Annotated in this window: 19 protein-coding genes; 8 read left to right on the top strand and 11 right to left on the bottom strand. The window is 64.9% G+C overall.

All coding sequences use genetic code 11. The features are described from left to right. Positions 1 to 60 precede the first annotated feature (60 nt). From ACFSM0_RS07635 to ACFSM0_RS07610, 6 genes are all read right to left on the bottom strand, one after another. Positions 61 to 2061 carry a CocE/NonD family hydrolase gene (locus ACFSM0_RS07635; protein WP_377388897.1) on the bottom strand — a complete coding sequence of 667 codons (2001 nt, stop codon included), beginning with the start codon at positions 2059 to 2061 and terminating at the stop codon, positions 61 to 63. Between the two features lie 44 nt (positions 2062 to 2105). After that, entirely contained in the window at positions 2106 to 3707 is a 1602-nt protein-coding gene (locus ACFSM0_RS07630) for an ABC transporter ATP-binding protein (RefSeq protein WP_377388895.1), read from the bottom strand. Then, complete coding sequence (locus ACFSM0_RS07625) at positions 3704 to 4519, bottom strand: ABC transporter permease (protein ID WP_377388893.1); 816 nt, start codon at positions 4517 to 4519, stop codon at positions 3704 to 3706. The genes ACFSM0_RS07630 and ACFSM0_RS07625 overlap by 4 nt, the downstream gene beginning before the upstream one ends. Before the next feature lies 1 nt (position 4520). Further along, a complete protein-coding gene (locus ACFSM0_RS07620) occupies positions 4521 to 5480 on the bottom strand; it encodes an ABC transporter permease (RefSeq protein WP_377388891.1) in 960 nt (319 codons plus the stop codon). Further along, positions 5480 to 7033, bottom strand: a complete 1554-nt coding sequence (locus ACFSM0_RS07615) for an ABC transporter substrate-binding protein (protein WP_377388889.1) — start codon at positions 7031 to 7033, stop codon at positions 5480 to 5482. The genes ACFSM0_RS07620 and ACFSM0_RS07615 overlap by 1 nt, the downstream gene beginning before the upstream one ends. Before the next feature lie 120 nt (positions 7034 to 7153). After that, on the bottom strand, positions 7154 to 8041 hold the full coding sequence (locus tag ACFSM0_RS07610) for a LysR family transcriptional regulator (RefSeq protein WP_377388887.1): 888 nt from the start codon (positions 8039 to 8041) through the stop codon (positions 7154 to 7156). Positions 8042 to 8325: 284 nt separating this feature from the next. On the opposite strand from ACFSM0_RS07610, the gene groES reads away from it, so the two are divergent. Continuing rightward, positions 8326 to 8613: a co-chaperone GroES gene (groES, locus tag ACFSM0_RS07605; protein ID WP_377388885.1), complete on the top strand. Its 288-nt coding sequence runs from the start codon at positions 8326 to 8328 to the stop codon at positions 8611 to 8613. A gap of 63 nt (positions 8614 to 8676) precedes the next feature. Beyond that, entirely contained in the window at positions 8677 to 10314 is a 1638-nt protein-coding gene (groL, locus tag ACFSM0_RS07600; protein ID WP_377388883.1) for a chaperonin GroEL, read from the top strand. 103 nt (positions 10315 to 10417) lie between these two features. On the opposite strand, the gene ACFSM0_RS07595 is transcribed toward groL, so the two are convergent. The 4 genes from ACFSM0_RS07595 to ACFSM0_RS07580 form a co-directional block, all read right to left on the bottom strand. Then, entirely contained in the window at positions 10418 to 11200 is a 783-nt protein-coding gene (locus tag ACFSM0_RS07595; RefSeq protein ID WP_377388881.1) for a FadR/GntR family transcriptional regulator, read from the bottom strand. 99 nt (positions 11201 to 11299) lie between these two features. Next, on the bottom strand, positions 11300 to 11980 hold the full coding sequence (locus tag ACFSM0_RS07590; RefSeq protein WP_377388879.1) for a YiaD family glycine zipper/OmpA-like lipoprotein: 681 nt from the start codon (positions 11978 to 11980) through the stop codon (positions 11300 to 11302). 103 nt (positions 11981 to 12083) lie between these two features. Next, positions 12084 to 12977 carry a methylated-DNA--[protein]-cysteine S-methyltransferase gene (locus tag ACFSM0_RS07585; protein WP_377388877.1) on the bottom strand — a complete coding sequence of 298 codons (894 nt, stop codon included), beginning with the start codon at positions 12975 to 12977 and terminating at the stop codon, positions 12084 to 12086. 70 nt (positions 12978 to 13047) lie between these two features. Further along, positions 13048 to 13983, bottom strand: a complete 936-nt coding sequence (locus tag ACFSM0_RS07580) for a Hint domain-containing protein (protein ID WP_377388875.1) — start codon at positions 13981 to 13983, stop codon at positions 13048 to 13050. 160 nt (positions 13984 to 14143) lie between these two features. Here ACFSM0_RS07580 and nth point away from each other — a divergent pair, with 160 nt between their 5' ends. The 3 genes from nth (at position 14144) to ACFSM0_RS07565 (ending at position 16421) form a co-directional block, all read left to right on the top strand. Then, the gene (nth, locus tag ACFSM0_RS07575) at positions 14144 to 14788 is read left to right on the top strand and encodes an endonuclease III (protein WP_377388873.1); all 645 of its coding nucleotides are present in this window, start codon (positions 14144 to 14146) and stop codon (positions 14786 to 14788) included. Further along, on the top strand, positions 14785 to 15771 hold the full coding sequence (locus tag ACFSM0_RS07570) for an adenosine kinase (protein ID WP_377388871.1): 987 nt from the start codon (positions 14785 to 14787) through the stop codon (positions 15769 to 15771). Before nth ends, ACFSM0_RS07570 begins: the two co-directional genes overlap by 4 nt. Positions 15772 to 15875: 104 nt before the next feature. After that, positions 15876 to 16421 carry a class I SAM-dependent methyltransferase gene (locus ACFSM0_RS07565; RefSeq protein ID WP_377388869.1) on the top strand — a complete coding sequence of 182 codons (546 nt, stop codon included), beginning with the start codon at positions 15876 to 15878 and terminating at the stop codon, positions 16419 to 16421. A gap of 25 nt (positions 16422 to 16446) precedes the next feature. On the opposite strand, the gene ACFSM0_RS07560 is transcribed toward ACFSM0_RS07565, so the two are convergent. Next, complete coding sequence (locus ACFSM0_RS07560) at positions 16447 to 17265, bottom strand: sulfotransferase family protein (RefSeq protein WP_377388867.1); 819 nt, start codon at positions 17263 to 17265, stop codon at positions 16447 to 16449. Between the two features lie 148 nt (positions 17266 to 17413). Here ACFSM0_RS07560 and ACFSM0_RS07555 point away from each other — a divergent pair, with 148 nt between their 5' ends. From ACFSM0_RS07555 to ACFSM0_RS07545, 3 genes are all read left to right on the top strand, one after another. Next, complete coding sequence (locus ACFSM0_RS07555) at positions 17414 to 18988, top strand: DUF5928 domain-containing protein (RefSeq protein WP_377388865.1); 1575 nt, start codon at positions 17414 to 17416, stop codon at positions 18986 to 18988. 11 nt (positions 18989 to 18999) lie between these two features. Beyond that, positions 19000 to 19380, top strand: a complete 381-nt coding sequence (locus ACFSM0_RS07550; RefSeq protein ID WP_377388863.1) for an HIT domain-containing protein — start codon at positions 19000 to 19002, stop codon at positions 19378 to 19380. A gap of 87 nt (positions 19381 to 19467) precedes the next feature. Then, a partial coding sequence (locus ACFSM0_RS07545; RefSeq protein ID WP_377388943.1) for a zinc-finger domain-containing protein occupies positions 19468 to 19637 on the top strand: 170 nt, incomplete at its 3' end.

Below are 19637 nucleotides of genomic sequence, written 5' to 3'. Positions count from 1 at the left end.
CAAGTGCCCTCGGTGTCCGTTTCCGGGGCGGCGCGCGACCGCCCCGAAAGCCGATGAGGGTCAGATCAGGTTGCGCGGCAGGGTCTCCGCCCAGCTCCGGCGGCGCACCTCTTCCCCGTTCAGGGTCACTTTCATCTCTGCGCTGAGGTAAAAATTCTCGCCATCACAGCGCATTTCGCTGCTGATCACGCTGCGGGTCTGCCAGCCCTCCCGACCGAGTTCATAATCCTGATGCAGCTTGTAGCATGCGCTCGAAGGATCGTTCGGGTGGATCGACAATTCGCGGCGCAGGCTGTGCGAGATCACGGTGCCGGTCTCGTCAAAGCGCAGCACGCCCTCGCCGAAGAGCCCGCCCTGGCCATCGGTGACATAGGTCACGACGCCGGTCATCAGATCGGTCGTGACCGAGCGGTGCAACACCGCCGGGCGGATCATCGTCTGCGGCGCATCGACCCCGTGCAGGGGCGCCTCGAAGGCCACGCCACCGTCGCCGCCCTTGCGCACGGGAAGGGTGAGACGCGAGGCCGCGGTGTCGAGTGTCAGCGTTGCCGCCTCGGGCGCAGGCCAGAGGATCGGCCAGTAAGCGGTGGAGAGCGCGATGCGGATGCGGTGGCCGGGCGCGAAGCGATGGCCACACATCGACAGCGTGATGGAAACCTCTTCCATCTCACCGGGCACCAGCGGTTCGGGGGTTTCATGGCTGGTGCGGTGGGTGAGGTTGAGCACCTGATAGCTCACCCGGGTCACGCTGCCCGAGGGGTTCACGTCGCTCAGCCGCACCGCGATCTGCGCCACGGGCTTGTCAGAGGCAAGTCGCAGGCGCAGCTGCGGTGTGCCGAGGATCTCGACCTCTGCCGCCAGCGCCGGGGTCTCGAACACCAGGGCGCCGCCATCATCAAGGCGCTGGTCGGCGGGCATGTCGCCGGGGCAGCCGACGCCCATCCATTCCCCCGCTGCCGCACCAAGGCTTTGCGGCGAGCACAGGGTGAGCTGCCCGCCCGCCACGGGCGCTTCGGAAAGCTCTCCGCTTGCGCCAAGGTGGAAATCGCGGGCCGTGATCTCGGGGCTTGGCCAGGCGGGCTCGCTGACCCAGCGGCCGGGCTGCGCCGGGCGGGAGGTGACGGGCTCGACCGGATCGTTGATGAAGGCGCGCAGCTTCGGCTCCGCCATCACGCCGGTATCGCGGCCCTTGAGCCAATGGTCCCACCAGCGGGTTGCCTCCTGCAAAAAGCCGATCGCGGGACCGGGCACGCCGTCTTGCGGGAAGATATGCCCCCAGGGGCCAATGATGCCGCGGCAGGGCACAGTCAGGTTTTCAAGGAGCCGCGGCACCGGGTTGGTGTAGCTGTCGGCCCAGCCGCCGATCACCAGCACCGGGCATTCGATCGCGCTGTAATCCTCCTGCACCGAGCCGTGCTTCCAGTACTCGTCGTAGCTTTGATGCGCGGCCCAGAGCGCGGGGAAGAACGGGATCCGGTCGAGCCGGTCTTCCCAGGCCGCGCGCCAGCCCTCGCCAACGACGGCGGGGTCGAGCGGGCGGGCCTGATAGCCCATCATGATCGTGCCCCACCAGAGGTTGTCGTTGAGCAGGCACCCGCCCATGAAATGGATGTCATCGCGGAACCGGTCATCGGTCGAATAGGCGGTGATCACCGCCTTGAGCGCGGGCGGGCGGCAGGCGGCCACCTGCAAGCCGTTGAAGCCGCCCCAGCTTTTGCCCATCATGCCGACATTGCCGTCGCACCACTCCTGCGCCGCGATCCAGGCGATGACGGCGCAAGCGTCATCTTGCTCCTGTTGCAGATATTCATCGGCCATATGGCCCTCGGATTCCCCCGAGCCGCGCATGTCGACCCGGATCGCCGCATAGCCTTGCTGGGCAAAATAGCCGTGCATCGGTTCGTCGCGCCCGCGGGTGCCGTCGCGCTTGCGATAGGGGATATATTCGAGCACCGCGGGCACGGGGAGCGACCGCGCCCCCTCGGGCAGCCAGAGCCGCGCGCCGAGCCGGCAGCCGTCGGGCATCTCGATCCAGATCTGTTCAATCACTTCCGTGTGCATCTTGCACTCCGCTTGCCGTAGGGAAACTGTGTGAGGGGCGGCGCTCAGTCGCCGCGCGCCGTCAGGACCCGGTCGAGCCAGCCGCGGTCGAGCTGCGGCACCGAGTCGAGCAGCCGCTGCGTGTAGGCCTCTTGCGGGGCGGTGAAGAGCGTCTCGGTTTCGGCGGCTTCGACAATCCTGCCCTGCTGCATCACCACCGTGCGGTCGGCAAGGCGCCGCACCACCGAAAGATCGTGGGTGATGAAGAGATAGGTCATGCCGAAATCGTCTTGCAGGCGGCGCAGAAGCCGCAAGATCTCTTCGGCCACCAGCGGGTCGAGCGCCGAGGTCACCTCGTCGCAGATCATCAGATCGGGCTTTGCCGCAAGCGCGCGGGCAATGCAGACGCGCTGTTTTTGCCCGCCCGAAAGCGCGCCGGGCAATCGGTCTGCCATCTCGGGGGCGAGGCCGATCAGGCCCAGCAGATGCGCCACCTCGGCCCGCAGGGCGCGCCCCTTCAGGCCGCGGTAAAGCTCGAGCGGGCGGCCAATCGTTTCCGCCACGCTCTGGCGCGGATTGAGCGCGACATCGGGGAGCTGATAGATGAGCTGGATCCGGCGCAGCAGATCGCGCGGGCGCTTGGTGTAGCTGGGCGGCAGCGGCGCATCGGCAAAATCGAGAAGCCCTTCGGAGGGCGGCAACAGCCCCGCCACCACCCGCGCGAGGGTGGATTTGCCAGAGCCGGATTCGCCCACGATCGCCACCGTTTCGCCGCGCCGCACGGTCAGGTCGACGCCCGCGAGCACGGGTTTGGAGCCGTAGCTTGCCGCGACCCCGCTGAGCGCGAGCAAGGTCTCGCCGATGCGGTGATGCGCCCCCGGCGCCGCCGTCAGGCTCTCGGCGCTCTCCGCCACCAGACGGCGCGTATACGCGTGGCGCGGCGCCTCAAGGATCTGCTCGGTGGTGCCGCTTTCGATCTCGGCGCCATCGCGCAGCACGATCAGCCGATCGGCGATCTGCGCGATCACCGCGAGGTCATGCGTGATGTAAAGCGCAGAGGTGCCATAGCGGTGGATTGTCTCGCGCAGCAGCGCCAGCACCTCGATCTGGGTTGTCACATCAAGCGCGGTCGTGGGCTCGTCGAGCACGAGGATGTCGGGCTTGCAGGCCATTGCCATCGCCACCATCGCGCGTTGCAACTGCCCGCCCGAGACCTGATGCGGATAGCGCCGCCCGAAAGTTTCGGGCTCCGGGAGCTGCAGCGCAGTGAACAGCTCCAGCATCCAGGCGCGCGCTTCGGCGGCGGTCATGACGCCATGCCGGAGCGGCCCTTCGAGAATTTGCTGCTCAAGCCGTTGCGCCGGGTTGAAGGCGGCGGCGGCACTTTGCGCGACATAGGCGATGCGCGCGCCGCGCACGGCCTCGCGCTGGCGCAGGCTCGCCGAGGCAAGCTCGGTCCCCGCAAGCTCGATCGTGCCGCCCGAAATCCGGCACCCGCCGCGGCCATAGCCCATTGCGGCAAGGCCGATGGTGGATTTGCCCGCGCCGGATTCGCCGATCAGGCCAAGGATTTCGCCCTTGGCGAGATCCAGCGAGATGCCGTGCAGAAGCTCTACGCCGCTCGCCGTCTCGACCCGCAGATCGCGGATTTTCAGGATCTCGCTCATCGGTTGTCTCCCTGCACGATGGTGCGCCCGGCCAGCATCCAGTCGACCACAAGGTTGACCCCGATGGTGACAAGGGCGATGGCCGCGGCGGGGAAGAGCGGCGCATAGAGCCCGTAAAGGATGCCCTGCTGATTGTCGCGCACCATGCCGCCCCAATCGGCAAAGGGCGGTTGCACGCCCAGCCCGAGGTAGCTCAGCCCGGCGACAAAGAGGAACGTGAAGCAAAACCGCATGCCGAATTCGGCGACGAGCGGGGGCAGGGCATTGGGCAGGATCTCCTTGCGGATCATCCACCAGAGCCCTTCGCCGCGCAGCCGCGCCACCTCGGCATATTCCATCACGTTGATGCCCTGCGCCACGAGACGCGCGAGCCGGAACACGCGGGTGGAATCGAGGCAGGCGATGGTCACGATCAGCACCGGCAGGCTGGAGCCGAGCGCCTGCAGCACCACCAGCGCCGAGATCAGCACCGGGATCGACATCACCGTGTCGACGAGGCGCGAGAGCGCGAGATCAACCCAGCCGCCGCGGATCGCGGCAAAAAAGCCGAGCGGAATGCCGATGCTGAAGGAGAGCAGGACCGCGCCAAGCGAGACGCCGATCGACATTTGCGCGCCGTAAAGGAGCCGCGAGAGCATGTCGCGCCCGTTCTGGTCAAAGCCGAGCCAATGCCCCGGCATCGGTCCGTCGAACGGCGCGCCGACGATCTCTTCTTGCCCGAACGGAGCGAGCAGCGGGCCAAAGAGAAAGAGCACGAGATTGAGCCCGATCAGGAAAAGCCCGATCCAGGCGGTGAGGGGGATGCGGTTCATCTTACGCCCCCTTCGCGCGCGGATGGCGCAGCCGCGGGTTGAGCGCGATGGCGGCGATATCGGCGATCATGTTCAAAACCACATAGGCCGCGCCAAAGACGATTGCGGCGCCCTGCACCATCGGCAGGTCACGTTTGGAGACGGCATCGACCATGAAACGCCCGAGCCCGTTGTAGTTGAACACCGCCTCCACCAGCACCACGCCGGTGATCAGATAGGCGATGTTGAAGGAGACGACGTTGACAATCGGCGCGGCGGCATTGGGGGTGGCATGGCGCAAAACCACGCGGCCATTGCGCAGCCCCTTGAGGAAGGCGGTTTCGATATAGGGTTGATCCATCACGCCCAGAACCGTGGTGCGGGTCATCCGCAGGATCTGCGCCATCGTCACCATCACGAGCACCAGCATCGGCAGGGTGGTGGCCTTGACCCATGCCGCAAGGCCCATGCCCTCATAGGTATCAGCAAGGCTTGGCAGCCAGCCGGTGCGCACGGACAGGCCGAGGATCAGCAGCAGGCCAAGGAAGTATTCCGGCAACGAGACGAGGGCGAGGGCCGCGATATTGGCAAAGCGGTCAAAAAAGCGGCCGCGCCGCGCCGCCGCAAGGATGCCGAGGCTGACCGCAAGCGGGATCGCGATCACGCCCGCATAGGCGGCCAGCGCCATCGTGTTCCAGAACCGTGGCCACAGCAGCTCTGCCACCGGGCGGTGGTTTGCGAGCGACTGGCCCAGATCGCCGTGGGTGATGCCGCCGAGCCAGCCGAGATAGCGCATCAGCGCGGGCTCATCGAGCCCGAGCTGGGTGCGCAGCGCGGCAAGGGACTCGGGCGTTGCGTTCTGGCCCAACAGGGCGCCCGCCACATCGCCGGGCAGGATCTCGGTTCCGGCGAACACCAGAACCGAGACCAGCCAGAGCGTGAAGAGCCCAAGGGCGAAGCGTTTGAGGATCAGCGTCGTCATCAGGCGTCGAGCCAGACCTTCTCCGCCATCCGTGCCCCCATCAGGTTGAACATCGGATGCGGTGTGACGCCCTTGACCTTTTTCGACACGGCATCGAGATAATCGCCGAACATCGGGATCATCGCGCCGCCATCATCGTGGATGATCTGCTGCAGCTCCCAATAGATCTCGCGGCGTTTCTCCTCGTCGAGGAGCGCGCGCGCTTCCGTCAGCAGGCTGTCGAAGCGCGCGTTGTTCCAGTGTGTGTCGTTCTGGGCGGAGGTGGACTCATAGGCGATGGTCAGCATCTGGTCTGCGGTCGGACGCCCGCCCCAGTAAGACATGCAGAACGGCGCCTTCATCCAGACATCGTTCCAGTAGCCGTCGGCGGGCTCGCGCTTCAGGGTGACGTCGATGCCCGCGCCCGCCGCAGCGGTGCGGAAGATCGCCGCCGCATCGACCGCGCCCGCAAAGGCCGCATCGGAGGCGGAAAGCGTGATGCTCAGGCTGTCGAGCCCGGCTTGCTTGAGATAGAACTTTGCCTTCTCGGGGTCATAGGCGCGCTGCGGCAGCTCTGCGTTGAAGAACCGGTCGGTTTTCGGGATCGGATGATCATTGCCGAGCTGGCCATAGCCGCGCAGTGCGGTGGTCAGAAGCTGCTCGCGATCGACCGCATGCTTGATCGCAAGGCGGATATTGGTATCGGTGAACGGGGCCTGCGTGCAATCCATCAGGAAGGTAAAATGCTGCCCGCCTGCCGATTTCACGATCTCGATGTTCGGGTTGCGGCCAAGCAGATCGACGGTCTTGAAATCGACCGAGTTGATCGCGTGCACCTGACCCGACATCAGCGCATTGGTGCGCGCGGCGATATCGTTGATCACGATCACCTCGACCGCATCGACATTGGCGCAGCCGGGCTTCCAGTAGCTTTCGTTGCGGACAAAGCGCGCCCGCACGCCGGGTTCCATCCGCTCCAGCTTGAACGGGCCGGTGCCGATCGGGTTCATCCAGTCGTCAAAGCCCTCCGGCACGACGAGGAAGTGATAATCCGAGAGCACATAGGGCAGGTCGGCATTGCCGCTTTCCAGCGTGATCTTCACCGTGGTCTCGTCAAGCTTGACAATATCCTTGATCGCCGCCGCCACCGAGCGCGCGGCCGAGCCGCTGTCGCCGCGGTGCAGGTTCAGCGAATAGAGGATGTCATCCGCGGTGAGGGTCTTGCCATTGTGGAAGGTGATGCCCTGACGCACCTTGAAGGTCCAGTCGACAGCGCCCTCGGCGGCTTCCCAGCTCTCGAACAGCTCGGGCTGGGCGGTGTTGTTGGCGTCGATCTCGACCAGCCCGTTCATCACCATATAGGCCTGGTTCACCGGCACCCAGTCGGTCAGCTTGCGGGTGTCGAAATCGTCCGTGGTCGAGCCGCCACCGATTCCGAGCTTGAGCACACCCCCCTTGGTGGGGGCGGTCTCGGCCCGCAGCGGGCGCCCGGAGAGCCCCAGCAGGCCGAGCGCAGCGCCTCCGGCCAGAACGCCGCGGCGGCTGATGGCAGTCGTGCTATGCAGGTTCATCATGTCATCTCCTCTGTGTTCGCGCCCCTCTGATCGGGAGCTTTAATTTTACCTATGAACATTGAAGATGAGTCTTAGGGTTACAAATGAATTTCTGTCATACCCCTGTGCGATCAAGAGGGGTCAGCGGGTCCAGAGACGGTTGCTCTCTAGCAGCCAGTCCGCCACCTGACGCGTGATCTGGCGTTGATGGCGGGTTGTCGGGCGCATCAGGTAATACTGCCCCGCGCCGCGCAGCACATATTCATGTGCCGGCACCAAAGCGCCTGAAATCAAGTGCTCCGCCATGATCCATGTCCAGCCCATCGCCACCCCCAGCCCGCGCCGCGCCGCCTCCACCGAGAGGTGATAATCGCCAAGTTTCCAGCGTTGCGTGGGCTGCGGCAGGCTCACCGCCGCGGCCGAAAGCCAGTTGCCCCAATCGGTCCATTCCTTGTGGGTCTCTTCCACCGTCAGCACCACGGGGGCGTCCCGCGCGATGAGCGGTGCACCGCCCGGCGCCATCACCGGCAGCATCTCCTCGGCGCCGAGCGCATCGAAAGTGACATCGGCGGGCCGCATCGGCCGGTAATAGATCGCCAGATCGAATTCATCGTGTCTCAGTTGCGGATAGAAGTCGTTCACGATCAGCTTCAGCTCAAGATCGGGAAAGGCGGTGTGCAGCCCCGCGAGACGGGGCAGCATCCACAAATCGGCCACGCCGCGCGAGCAGGCGATGGTCACCTGATTGCCGCCACGCCGCCCGATCTGCCCCGCTTCCAGCCCCTGCAGCGCATCGAGCGCGCGCCCGACATCCTTGGCATATTCCTCGCCCAGTGCGGTCAGCACCACGCCCGAGGGCTGGCGCTCGAAGAGCGCGGTGCCGACATGGCCCTCCAGTTGGGCGATCTGTCGGCTGATCCCGCTTTGCGTGAGCCCAAGAAGCTCTGCCGCGCGGGTAAAGCTGCCGTAGCGCGCCACGGTCTGAAACGCCACCAGAGCGCGCAGCGGCGGAAGACGACCAAGCTCCATAAGATCTCCCCGTTCGGGGCAGGCCTTGCGCGGCATGCCAAAGGCCGATGGGCCCTCACTATTATATGCCCTGCGCCCGAGAATCCAACCTTGGCTGCGGCAAGGGCACGCCCCCGGGCTTTGCACGTCACCGAGCCCATGGGCCCGGGGCGGGGGCGGGGGCGCAAAATTTTCATGAGCCGGGTGTTGACAGGTTCGGGGGGGATGACTAGATCGCGCTGCGTTGGCACTCGCTTGATGCGAGTGCTAAAAGCGACAACCTGGAACCTTAGGGAGTGACCCAGATGGCATTCAAACCGCTTCATGACCGCGTGCTGGTCAAGCGCGTGCAAAGCGAAGAAAAAACCAAGGGCGGCCTGATCATCCCCGATACGGCGAAGGAAAAACCGGCCGAGGGCGAGATCGTCGCGGTGGGGGAAGGCGCGCGCAAGGATTCGGGCGAGCTGATCGCCCCCTCGGTGAAGATCGGCGACCGGGTTCTGTTCGGCAAATGGTCGGGCACCGAAGTCACGCTTGATGGCGTCGAAATGCTGATCATGAAAGAGTCGGACATCATGGGGATCATCTCGTAATCACGAGACCCCGCGGCGGCGCCACGCCGCTCATCCCCCACGAGTATTCAAGGAGCCTCAAGAATGGCAGCCAAAGAAGTCAAATTCTCCACCGACGCCCGCGACCGGATGCTGAAAGGCGTCAACATCCTCGCTGACGCGGTGAAAGTGACGCTCGGCCCGAAAGGCCGCAACGTCGTGATCGAAAAGTCCTTCGGCGCCCCGCGCATCACCAAGGACGGTGTCTCGGTCGCCAAGGAAATCGAACTGGCCGACAAGTTCGAGAACATGGGCGCGCAGATGGTGAAAGAAGTCGCCTCGCGCACCAATGACGAAGCGGGCGACGGCACCACCACCGCCACCGTGCTCGCGCAAGCGATCATCAAGGAAGGCCTGAAATCGGTCGCCGCGGGCCTCAACCCGATGGATCTGAAGCGCGGCATCGACCTCGCCACCGCGAAAGTCGTGGAATCGATCAAGGCCGCCGCCCGTCCGGTGAAAGACAGCGACGAAGTCGCCCAAGTCGGCACCATCTCGGCCAACGGCGAAGCGCAAATCGGCCGCTTCATCGCGGACGCGATGCAAAAGGTCGGCAACGAGGGTGTGATCACCGTCGAAGAAAACAAGGGCATGGACACCGAGGTTGAAGTCGTCGAAGGGATGCAATTCGACCGCGGCTACCTCTCGCCCTACTTCGTGACCAACCCCGACAAGATGATCGCGGATCTCGAAGACTGCTTCATCCTGCTGCACGAGAAAAAACTCTCCTCGCTGCAACCGATGGTGCCGCTGCTCGAATCGGCGATCCAGTCGACCAAGCCGCTCCTCATCATCGCTGAAGACGTGGAAGGCGAAGCGCTCGCCACCCTCGTGGTCAACAAACTCCGTGGCGGCCTGAAAATCGCCGCCGTCAAAGCTCCGGGCTTCGGGGATCGCCGCAAGGCCATGCTGCAGGACATCGCGATCCTGACCGGCGGCCAAGTGATCTCGGAAGACCTCGGCATGAAGCTCGAGAACGTCACCCTCGACATGCTGGGCCGCGCCAAGAAGATCACGATCTCGAAAGAGAACACCACGATCGTCGACGGCGCTGGCGACAAGGCCGAGATCGACGCCCGCGTGGCGCAGATCCGCGCTCAGATCGAGGAAACCACCTCGGATTACGACCGTGAAAAACTGCAAGAACGCGTTGCCAAACTGGCGGGCGGCGTTGCGGTGATCCGCGTCGGCGGCATGACCGAAGTTGAAGTGAAAGAGCGCAAGGACCGCGTGGACGACGCCCTCAACGCGACCCGTGCGGCCGTGCAGGAAGGCATCATCGTCGGCGGCGGCGTCTCGCTCGTGCAAGCGGCGAAATCGCTCGACGGCCTCTCGGGCGCCAATGGCGACCAGGATGCCGGTATCGCCATCGTGCGCCGCGCGCTTGAAGCGCCGCTGCGTCAGATCGCCGAAAACGCCGGTGTCGACGGCGCCGTGGTGGCTGGCAAGGTGCGCGAATCGAGCGACCTCGCCTTCGGGTTCAACGCGCAGACCGAAGAATATGGCGACATGTTCAAGTTCGGCGTGATCGACCCGGCGAAAGTCGCCCGCACCGCTCTGGAAGATGCGTCTTCGGTGGCGGGCCTCTTGATCACCACCGAATGCATGATCGCCGAGAAACCCGAGCCGAAACCGGCCGCGGGCGGCATGCCCGACATGGGCGGCATGGGCGGCATGATGTAATCCTGCCCCGGCAGATATAGCGAAGGGCGCCCCTCGGGGCGCCCTTTTGCATTGCGCGCGGGTCATGGGGCGGGCATGGCGCGGGCCGCGCCCCGGGGGCGGGCTACTCCGGTTTGGCGGCTTTTTCGCTGGTGTGCTGGAGCCGCAGCCGGGCCAAGGCCTCGTGCCGGTCGGCCTTGCGTTGCTCGCCCAGCGAGACCTCGACAAAATCCATATGCGCCGCCACGGCGGCCCGCGCCGCCGCCCCGTCGCGCGCCTGAATCGCCGCGTTGATGGTGCGGTGCTGTTCCAGAAGCGAATCCCGTGTGGTGCGGTTGCGGAACATCACTTGCCGGTTGTAGAACACGCCCTCGGTGAGCAGGTCGAACATCGCGCGCATCATATGCAGCATGATGATGTTGTGCCCGGCCTCGACGATCGCCATGTGGAATTGCGCATCAAGGCTCGCCTCATCGGTCGGATTGCGCTTGGAATGCGCGGCCTCCATGCGCTCAAAGAGCGTGTCGATCACCTTGAGATCCGTGTCCGAGCCGAGCCTTGCGGCGCGCTCCGCGGCCATCCCCTCAAGGTCGCGCCGGAACGCCAGATAGTCGAACACCGCCTGATCGTTGCGGGCAAAAAGCCGGATCAGCGCGGGCGAAAAGGCATGGCCCAGCACTTCGGCAACGAAAATGCCCGAGCCCGCACGCGTGGTGACAAGCCCGGAGTCCTGCAATTCGGCAATCGCCTCGCGCAGGCTCGGGCGCGACACGGCGAGCCGCTCGGAAAGCTCGCGCTCTGAGGGCAGGCGTTCGCCCGGCCGCAGCACGCCCTGCAGGATCAGGGTTTCGATCTGACGCACCACCGCCGCGGCCAGTTTTTCGGATTCGATCTTCTGAAATGGCATGCTGTCCCCCGTGGTCAGAAACTATGACCAATGATCGAGGCGGGCAAGACGGCAAAAGGCCGGGCAGGGCCCGGCCTTGGCCTTGTTGTGGTCGCGCCGTCAGCGGTTGGCGCGGATGATGAACTCGACACGGCGGTTTTGCGCCTTGCCTTCGGGCGTGTAGTTCGAGGCCACAGGCTGCTCTTCGCCCCGGCCATAGGAAATCACACGCGCTTGCGGCACGCCCGCGCTCACGAGGATATTGGCCACCGAGCGGGCCCGCGCTTCGGAGAGGCGCTGGTTATAGGCGGCCTCGCCGTCGGAATCGGTGTGGCCCACCACTTCGACCGTGGTGTCGGGGTAGCGGTTGAGGCTGCCCGCGAGCGTGTAGAGATCTTGTTGCAGATCGGGGCGCACCGCCGAGCTGTCGGTTGCAAAAAGCACATCTTGCGGCATCGTCACCACAAGCCGGTCGCCCTGGCGCACGACGGAGACGCCGTTGGTGTCCAGATCGCGGCGCAACTCCTGCGCCTGCTTGTCCAGCTGGTTGCCGACGGCGCCGCCGATCAACCCGCCGATGATCGCGCCCGCAGCGGCTTTGGTGATCCGCTCGTCCCCGCCGCTTGTGGCGCCGAGCGCGCCGCCCAGAAGCGCGCCGGTAATCGCCCCGGCCTGGGTGTTGGACACCTTGCCGCTTCCGGTATCATTGTAGCCCTGATTGTAGCCCTGATTATAGGGCTGGGTGCAGCCTGCGACTGCAAAGGTTGCTGCGGTCGCGGCGATGAGGAAAGATCTGGTCATGCTCTGCCCTGTCATTGGCGGCCTTATGGCCCTTTCGCCAATACTACGCCGGAACGGTGGCGCGGTTCCATCACTGCTGCGAGATTGGGCATAATTTCGCACATCACATCTGGGCGAGGGGGGCCGCATCGCGGCGGATCGCCTCGCGCGCAAGGATGGCGCGCTTGATCCCGAGCCCCCAATGGTAGCCGCCCAGCGCCCCGGATTGCCGCAACACCCGGTGGCAGGGGATCAGCAAGGCCACCGGGTTGCGCCCCACCGCCGTGCCGACAGCGCGCGCCGCGGCAGGCGTGCCGAGCCTTGCGGCGAGCGTGCCATAGCTCGTGGCGGAGCCGGGCGGAATGGCAAGGAGCGCCTCCCAGACCTTGAGTTGAAACGGCGCGCCGATCGGGGCGAGCGTCGCGCCCCGGCCAGAGAAGGCGGCGCTGACATGCGGGGCGAGGCGCTCGTTGTCTTCGCACAGCGCGGCACCGGGCCAGCGCCGCGCCATATCGGCAAAGGCGGCGGCAAACCCCATCTCGGCGGTGAAAGCGAGGCCGCAGAGCCCGCGCGCGGTGGCAAAGGCCAGCGCGGGGCCAAAGGGGGTGTCAAATTGCCCCCAATGGATCGTGAGCCCCGCGGCGCCAGTGGCAAACTCACCGGGCGTCATCGCCTCCCAGCGCAGCATCAGGTCATGGAGCCGCGACGGGGCCGAAAGGCCCGCGGCATCGGCCACCGTGTCAAGCGGCAATCGCTCCATGAGCAGCTCTCGCGCGAGCGAAAGCGAGAGATACTGCGTGTAACGCTTGGGAGAAACCCCCGCCCATGCGGTGAAGAGGCGCTGGAAATGCGCGGGGGAAAGCCCGAGCCGGGCAGAGAGATCGGTGAGCGAAATCTGCACCGGGCGGCCCGCGGCACGGGCCTCGGCTTCGGCGGCGTCGATCTCGGCGATGGCGCGGGCAATCACCCGGTAATGGTAGCGCTCCTCAAGCGGGGCGGCGGTCATGGGGTCGGGCATCGGGGTCTCCTTGCCCGAAGCCTAGCCCGGACAAGGCCGCAGCGCGACCCGGAAGCTGCGGTTTGCGCGCTCAGGCCGCCAAGCGGCGCGCGCGCGCGAGCCGCTCGCGGCGGAACATCGCCACTTCCCAATCGTCGAGCCAGGCGCGCGCGGGCTCGGCATGGCCGGCGGCCACCCGCATCGTCAGCGGGCCCCGCAGATTGTCGGGCAGGAGCGAGAGATAGGGCGCATCGGCATCGGCGGTTGCGACCCACATGCCCTCGGCCAGCACCACCTGCGGCGCCTCGAAAAGCATCGAATAAAGCTTCTGGCTTCCCGGTCCGGTTTCGGCCTGCGGCAGCGCATGGCGCGCGGGCGCGAACATCTCGCTTTCGCCGAACCACAGTTCAAGCTCATGCCCGGCGAGCAGAATGCCGGTGCCCGGGGTCACGAGCACGTCGCGCTCGGGCAGGGCCTCGCCAAAGCACTCGGCGCAAAGCCGCAACGGCCGGGTTTCTTCCGGGGCGCGGCGCGGCATCGTGTGCTGGCCGACCCACAGAAGCGGCTGATAGCCGTTGTCGCGCGTCAGCACCCGGTCGCCGGGGCGCAGCCAGTCGATCGGCGCGGGGCCCTCGGCAGTGGCGACCATCGTGCCCGCGCCCAGCGCCTGCATTGCGGCAATCTCTTCGGGGCTCGCGGCGCGCGCGGGCAGGGCAAAAGGTTTCACCTCCGCGTAATCCGCCCCCGGCACCAGCAGGTCGGTGGGCATGTAAAGCGCGAGCCTGCCGTCGATCTCGATCCGGTCGAGGCGCAGCGTGCCGCCGCCCGGCTTTTCGAGCACCAGCGGCGCATCCGCCGTCATCACGCCCTGCGCGCGCTTTGTGCCCAGCGCATCGGTGAGCGTGGCGCCCGTCTCATCATGCGAAATCTGCCAAAGCATCGTTTCGGCGTCGAAATCATGCGCCAGCGACCAAAGGGCGTGCTCCGCGTCGAAGCTGAGAACCGAAACCGGATAGCCGTATTCCATGAAACCTCCTGCCGTGCCGGGTGCGACTCGGCCCTCAGTGTCTCTCCGACACGGCAAACAACACGTTAACGGCGGCGGCGAATTGTCCCCAATTCCCCGAAAATGGTAAACTGCGCGCGGCCCCTCTTGCCCGCTCGCCGGGGGCCGGGCAGAAGGGGGCATGACCGCGCAACTCGCCTATGCCCAGATGCAGGAAATCTTCCGTCGCTTCGCGGCGGTTGAGCCCCATCCGAAGGGGGAGCTTGAGCATACCAACGCCTTCACCTTGCTTGTTGCCGTGGCGCTTTCGGCGCAGGCGACAGATGTGGGGGTGAACAAGGCCACCCGCGCGCTTTGGCCGCTGGCGGATACCCCCGCAAAGATGCTCGCGCTGGGCGAGGAGGGGCTGATCGAGCATATCAAGTCGATCGGGCTTTACCGCAACAAGGCGAAAAACGTGATCAAGCTCAGCCAGATCCTCGTTGAGAATTATGGCGGCGAGGTGCCGAGTTCGCGCGCGGCGCTCACATCGCTTCCGGGCGTCGGCCGCAAGACCGCCAATGTGGTGCTCAACATGTGGTGGGGGCATCCGGCGCAGGCGGTCGATACCCATATCTTCCGCGTTGGCAACCGCACCGGCCTCTGCCCGGGGCGTGACGTCGAGGCGGTGGAGCGCGCGATTGAAGACAATGTGCCGGTCGAATGGCAACGCCATGCGCATCACTGGCTGATCCTGCATGGGCGCTACATCTGCACCGCCCGCAAACCCCGCTGCGCCGATTGCCTGATCCGCGATCTGTGCCGTTTCGAGGAGAAAACCGCATGAAGAACTATCAGGTCGTCGGCATCGGCAACGCCATCGTTGACGTGATCGCGCAATGTGAAGACGCGTTCCTGAGCGTGAACGGCATCGACAAGGGCGTGATGCAGCTTATCGACCGGGAGCGGGCAGAGACACTTTACGCCGCGATGGGGGCGCGCACCGAGGCGCCCGGGGGCTCGGTTGGCAACACCATCGCGGGGCTTGGCAACCTCGGGCTCAAAGCCGGTTTCATTGGCCGCGTTGCCGATGATGCGCTTGGCCATTTTTATGAGGCGGCGCTGAAGGCCGAGGGCACCGATTTTCCGAACCCGCCGGTGACCGGCGTGGAGCTTCCGACGTCGCGCTCGATGATCTTTGTGACGCCGGATGGCGAGCGCTCGATGAACACCTACCTCGGCATTTCGGCGGAGCTGTCCACCGAGGATGTGCCGCTCGATGTGGTTGAAAACACGGAATTTCTGTTCCTTGAAGGCTATCTCTTCGACAAGGATCACGGCAAGGCGGGGTTCCTGAAAGCCGCGCAGGGCTGCCACCGTGGCGGCGGGCGCGCGGGGATTTCACTTTCGGACCCGTTCTGCGTTGATCGTCACCGCGACAGCTTCCGCCGCCTCGTGAAGGCGGAGATGGATTTTGCGATTGGCAACGAACACGAATGGGCCTCGCTCTACGAGACCGATCTTGAGAGCGCGCTGAAGCAGGCGGCCTCCGAATGCGGGCTTGTCGTCTGCACCCGGTCGGGCGCCGATGTGGTGGTGATCCGTGGTGACGAGCGGGTCGAGGTGCCGGTGCACCGGGTCGTTCCGGTCGATGCGACGGGGGCGGGGGATCAATTTGCCGCGGGCTTCCTTTACGGCATCGCCACCGGCAAGCCGCTTGCCGTTGCGGGGCGGATGGGCTGCATTGCCGCCGCCGAGGTGATCAGCCATTACGGTGCGCGCCCGGAGGCGGATATTCTCGATCAGTTCCGCGCCGAGGGGCTGCTCTGAGCCGCTCGCCCTATCTGGCGCCCGATTTTTACGAGAGCGCGATTGCTGCCGGGCGGCATCGCGCGATCGTGGGCGGGCGCTGGGACGAAACAGGGCGCGTGCAGATGGCGGCGCTCCGCGATGCGGGGCTTGCGCCGCATCACCACCTGCTCGACATCGGCGCGGGCGCTTTGCGGCTTGGCTGCAAGGCGGTCGGCTACCTCGATCCGGGCCATTACTGGGCAACGGATGCCTCTCGTGCGCTTTTGCTCGCGGGCCATGCGCGCGAGCTGGAAGACCCCGCCCGGCTCGACCCGGCCCAGCTTATAGAGGATGGCGACTTCGCCTTTCCGGGGGTGCCCGACACGATCACCCATGCGATTGCCTTTGCCGTCTTTGCGCATTTGCCGGGCGAATGCCTCGCGCTTGCGATGGCGAACCTCGCGCGCTTCCCCCGGCTTGAGGCGTTTCTGTTCACGGTCTTTCTTGCGCCCGATGCGCTTGCGCACACCGCCTACCGGCAAGCCGATGGCGTGGTGACCCATCCCGACCGCCCGCCGCGGCATCTGCGCGAACCGGAGGTGCATGACGCCGCCCCCGGTTGGGTGCTCACCCGGGATGACCGGCTGCTGCCGCGCGGGCAGGTGCTTTTTACCGCCCGCAGGGGCTGAGCCCGGCTCCCATCGCTCGCCCGCGTCAATCCCCGAGTTTGGCGTGCATCTCGTCGAGATCCACTTCGCCGATCGGGAACTTGTTGTCCGGGTCGTCGAAGTCATATTTGAAAAGCTGGAAATCCTTCTTGTAGATCTCCCACACGAGATGGCGCGACAGGTCGTCGAAATAGTCGCTCACCTTGTGCGCGCGTTTCGGCCCGTGGCCCTCGCTCTCGTTGAACTTCGGGATCGCGTTCAGGTCGACCGGATGCGGTGTCTCGATATGATCGAGCACCTGTTGCATCCCTTCGTTGAACTTTTCGGTAAAAAACACCTGATCATAGCGCCCACCGTTGACGATGAAGGTCGAGATATGCCCCGACATCGCCGACCAGTGAATGTCCGGCTCCATCGGGCGGCGCCAGCGGATCGTGTCACGGGCAAACAGCAGGAAGCGGCGGAACGACTTCACCTGATCAAAGGCGAAATCATCCTCGGGGCTGCCCACTTCGATGCCGTATTTCTGGATAAGTTGCGGCACAAGGTTGCCGCGGTAGCGCTTGCCGTTGCGCTGAATGCCCGCGATCTTGTCAAAGAACGAGCTGAGGATGCGCGCATAGGGGTTGCGCACACAGGTGAAGGCATAGCTCTTGTGCCCCTTCACGTTCTTTTCGATCAGCTTTTGGCTTTCTTCCTGGCTCCATTTGTGCAGCCCCGCGGTGCTGTCATGGATGTCGCCGTCAAAGAACCGGCCATGATCGGAGTAGAACATGATCTGCCCGATCGAGGAGCAGGCGCATTTGGGAACCACGCGGTAAACCACGCTTTCGCTCTCGGTCATCCAGGTGCCGGGAAACCCCATGAATTCTGCCTCCAGTTGCGATGCGCCGACCCTGCCGCGCCCGGCCTTGATAATTCCTTCCTATCAAGCAAGGAAGCTCTGTTTTTTCAACGCCTTTTGGCGCTATTAGGGCAGATGGCAAGAAATCCGGGCAAGAGCAGTTTTCGAAATGGCCAAAATCGCCTTCATTCTCCTGACCCACAAGGACCCGCAAGGGATCATTGCGCAGGCCGAGCGGCTCACCGCGGCGGGCGATTTTGTTTCGATCCATTTCGATGCGCGCGCCAGGGCCGAGGATTTTGCCCGCATCCATGACGCGCTTTCCGCCAACCCTTCGGTGACTTTTGCAAAGAAGCGCCGCAAATGCGGCTGGGGCGAATGGAGCCTTGTCGAGGCCACGCTTGAGGCGGTGACGGCGGCGCTCGACGCCTTCCCGGATGCAACGCATTTCTACATGCTCTCGGGCGATTGCATGCCGGTGAAAAGCGCCGAATATGCGCATCGCTTTCTGGATGCGGAAAACGTCGACTATATCGAGAGCGTCGATTTTTTCGGCTCGGGCTGGATCAAGACCGGGTTCAAGGAAGAGCGGCTGATCTATCGGCACTGGTTCAATGAGCGCAGCCAATCGAAGCTGTTCTACACCTCTTTCACGCTGCAGCAAAAACTTGGCCTGACCCGCAAGATCCCCGACGACATCCAGATGATGATCGGCTCGCAATGGTGGTGCCTGCGGCGGCGCACCATCGAATGGGTGCTTGAGTTCACGCGCAAGCGCCGCGACGTGATGCGGTTTTTCCGCACCACATGGATCCCTGACGAGACGTTTTTCCAGACCATTGTGCGCCATCTGGTGCCGGAAAAAGAGATCCGCGCGCGCACGCTCACCTTCCTCATGTTCACCGATTACGGCATGCCGGTGACCTTCTACAACGATCACTATGATCTGCTTTTGGGGCAGGATTACCTGTTTGCGCGCAAGATCAGCCCCGATGCGCTGGAACTGAAAGAGCGGCTTGGCGCGCTCTGGCAGCAAAAGGGCGCGCAGTTCGAGATCTCGAACGAGGGGCGGGCGCTCTTTTCCTTCGTCACCGGGCGGGGCCGGATCGGGCGGCGCTTTGGCCCGCGATTTTGGGAGCGCGAGGCGAGCCTCGGGCGCGAGCGCACGCTGATGATCGTGGTGTGCAAGAAATGGCATGTCGCCAAGCGTCTGGTCGAACAGGTGCATCAGCGCACCGGGCTGCCGGTGGTTGAATATCTCTTCAACGAGGCCGGGGGGCTTCCCGATCTGGGCGGCATCGAGCGCACGGTGGAAAAGCGCAACCGCCACCGCCGCGCCCTTTTGCGCATGCTGTTTGACTATTACGAAACCGACCGGTTGGTGATCTGCCTTGATCCTGCCGCCATCGAGCTGATGCGCGATTTCGCGGACGACAAATGCACGACACGGATTCTGGAGATCGCCTGCGACTTCACCGATGACTATCTGATCGGCCATGCGCGCCGGATCGGCCTTGCGGGGGAGCACAGCCCGCGCGAGGTGCTTGACCGGCTTTTGCCGACGATCCGCTATGATCTGCAGCACGAAAGCGAGCAGATGCGCGATGCGCAGTTCCCGGTGTTTTTGCGGATGCGTCAGAACGTGGGCCCGGACGAGAATGCCGCCCCGCTTGCCGCGTTTCTCGGAATTGATCGGGAGCTTGCGCTCGAGATCGCCGAGACCGATTATCTGTTTGTCGATTGAGGAGGTGGCCCGTGCCCTATGTCTATGACGATACGAATATCTTCGCCCGCATCCTGCGCGGCGAGATCCCCAACAAGACGGTGCTGGAAACCGAGCATACGCTCGCCTTCGCCGATATTGCGCCAAAAGCGCCGGTGCATGTGCTGGTGATCCCGAAGGGGCCTTACGTCACCTATGACCATTTCTGCGCCGAGGCCTCCGCGGCGGAAATCGTCGATTTCGCCCGCACCGTGGCGGAAGTGGTGAAACGTTCGGGGGCCGAGGCGCATTCGGGCGGCAAGGGGTTCCGCGCCATCACCAATGCGGGCGAGCACGGGGTGCAGGAGGTGCCGCATTTCCACATGCATATCCTCGCTGGGCGCCCGATTGGCCGGATGATCAGCCTCGACTGAGGCAGCCTGCCGCAGCGCCGCTTGCCCCGCGCCCGCTTTTGCGGATAAATCGGGCCAAGCGTATCAGCCCCAGACGAGGAGCCTGCCATGACCAAGACCCCCGAGACCCAGATTGTGACGAGCTGGAAAGTGGCCTGTGACGGGGGATTGGGCGGGCATCCGCGGGTTTGGCTGACGATTCCGCCCGAGACGGGCGAGGTGGTCTGCCCCTATTGCAGCAAGACCTTCGTGATCGACCGCGCCCACGCGCACGACGA

It is taken from the genome of Rhodobacter lacus, from assembly GCF_042683065.1.
Taxonomy (GTDB): domain Bacteria; phylum Pseudomonadota; class Alphaproteobacteria; order Rhodobacterales; family Rhodobacteraceae; genus Rhodobacter; species Rhodobacter lacus.
The sequence above is the reverse complement of the archived record's forward strand: the minus strand, read 5'-3'. Positions and strand labels throughout refer to the sequence as shown.

What these genes read in the sequence shown, in the direction of transcription:
- ACFSM0_RS07580 (WP_377388875.1), bottom strand. Translation starts at nt 13,983, where the DNA reads ATGGAATACGGCTATCCGGTTTCGGTTCTCAGCTTCGACGCGGAGCAC.
- ACFSM0_RS07630 (WP_377388895.1), bottom strand. Translation starts at nt 3,707, where the DNA reads ATGAGCGAGATCCTGAAAATCCGCGATCTGCGGGTCGAGACGGCGAGC.
- ACFSM0_RS07565 (WP_377388869.1), top strand. Translation starts at nt 15,876, where the DNA reads ATGGCGGCGCTCCGCGATGCGGGGCTTGCGCCGCATCACCACCTGCTC.
- ACFSM0_RS07610 (WP_377388887.1), bottom strand. Translation starts at nt 8,041, where the DNA reads ATGGAGCTTGGTCGTCTTCCGCCGCTGCGCGCTCTGGTGGCGTTTCAG.
- ACFSM0_RS07585 (WP_377388877.1), bottom strand. Translation starts at nt 12,977, where the DNA reads ATGCCCGACCCCATGACCGCCGCCCCGCTTGAGGAGCGCTACCATTAC.
- ACFSM0_RS07615 (WP_377388889.1), bottom strand. Translation starts at nt 7,033, where the DNA reads ATGATGAACCTGCATAGCACGACTGCCATCAGCCGCCGCGGCGTTCTG.
- ACFSM0_RS07620 (WP_377388891.1), bottom strand. Translation starts at nt 5,480, where the DNA reads ATGACGACGCTGATCCTCAAACGCTTCGCCCTTGGGCTCTTCACGCTC.
- ACFSM0_RS07590 (WP_377388879.1), bottom strand. Translation starts at nt 11,980, where the DNA reads ATGACCAGATCTTTCCTCATCGCCGCGACCGCAGCAACCTTTGCAGTC.
- ACFSM0_RS07560 (WP_377388867.1), bottom strand. Translation starts at nt 17,265, where the DNA reads ATGGGGTTTCCCGGCACCTGGATGACCGAGAGCGAAAGCGTGGTTTAC.
- ACFSM0_RS07570 (WP_377388871.1), top strand. Translation starts at nt 14,785, where the DNA reads ATGAAGAACTATCAGGTCGTCGGCATCGGCAACGCCATCGTTGACGTG.
- groL (WP_377388883.1), top strand. Translation starts at nt 8,677, where the DNA reads ATGGCAGCCAAAGAAGTCAAATTCTCCACCGACGCCCGCGACCGGATG.
- groES (WP_377388885.1), top strand. Translation starts at nt 8,326, where the DNA reads ATGGCATTCAAACCGCTTCATGACCGCGTGCTGGTCAAGCGCGTGCAA.
- ACFSM0_RS07595 (WP_377388881.1), bottom strand. Translation starts at nt 11,200, where the DNA reads ATGCCATTTCAGAAGATCGAATCCGAAAAACTGGCCGCGGCGGTGGTG.
- ACFSM0_RS07625 (WP_377388893.1), bottom strand. Translation starts at nt 4,519, where the DNA reads ATGAACCGCATCCCCCTCACCGCCTGGATCGGGCTTTTCCTGATCGGG.
- ACFSM0_RS07635 (WP_377388897.1), bottom strand. Translation starts at nt 2,061, where the DNA reads ATGCACACGGAAGTGATTGAACAGATCTGGATCGAGATGCCCGACGGC.
- ACFSM0_RS07555 (WP_377388865.1), top strand. Translation starts at nt 17,414, where the DNA reads ATGGCCAAAATCGCCTTCATTCTCCTGACCCACAAGGACCCGCAAGGG.
- nth (WP_377388873.1), top strand. Translation starts at nt 14,144, where the DNA reads ATGACCGCGCAACTCGCCTATGCCCAGATGCAGGAAATCTTCCGTCGC.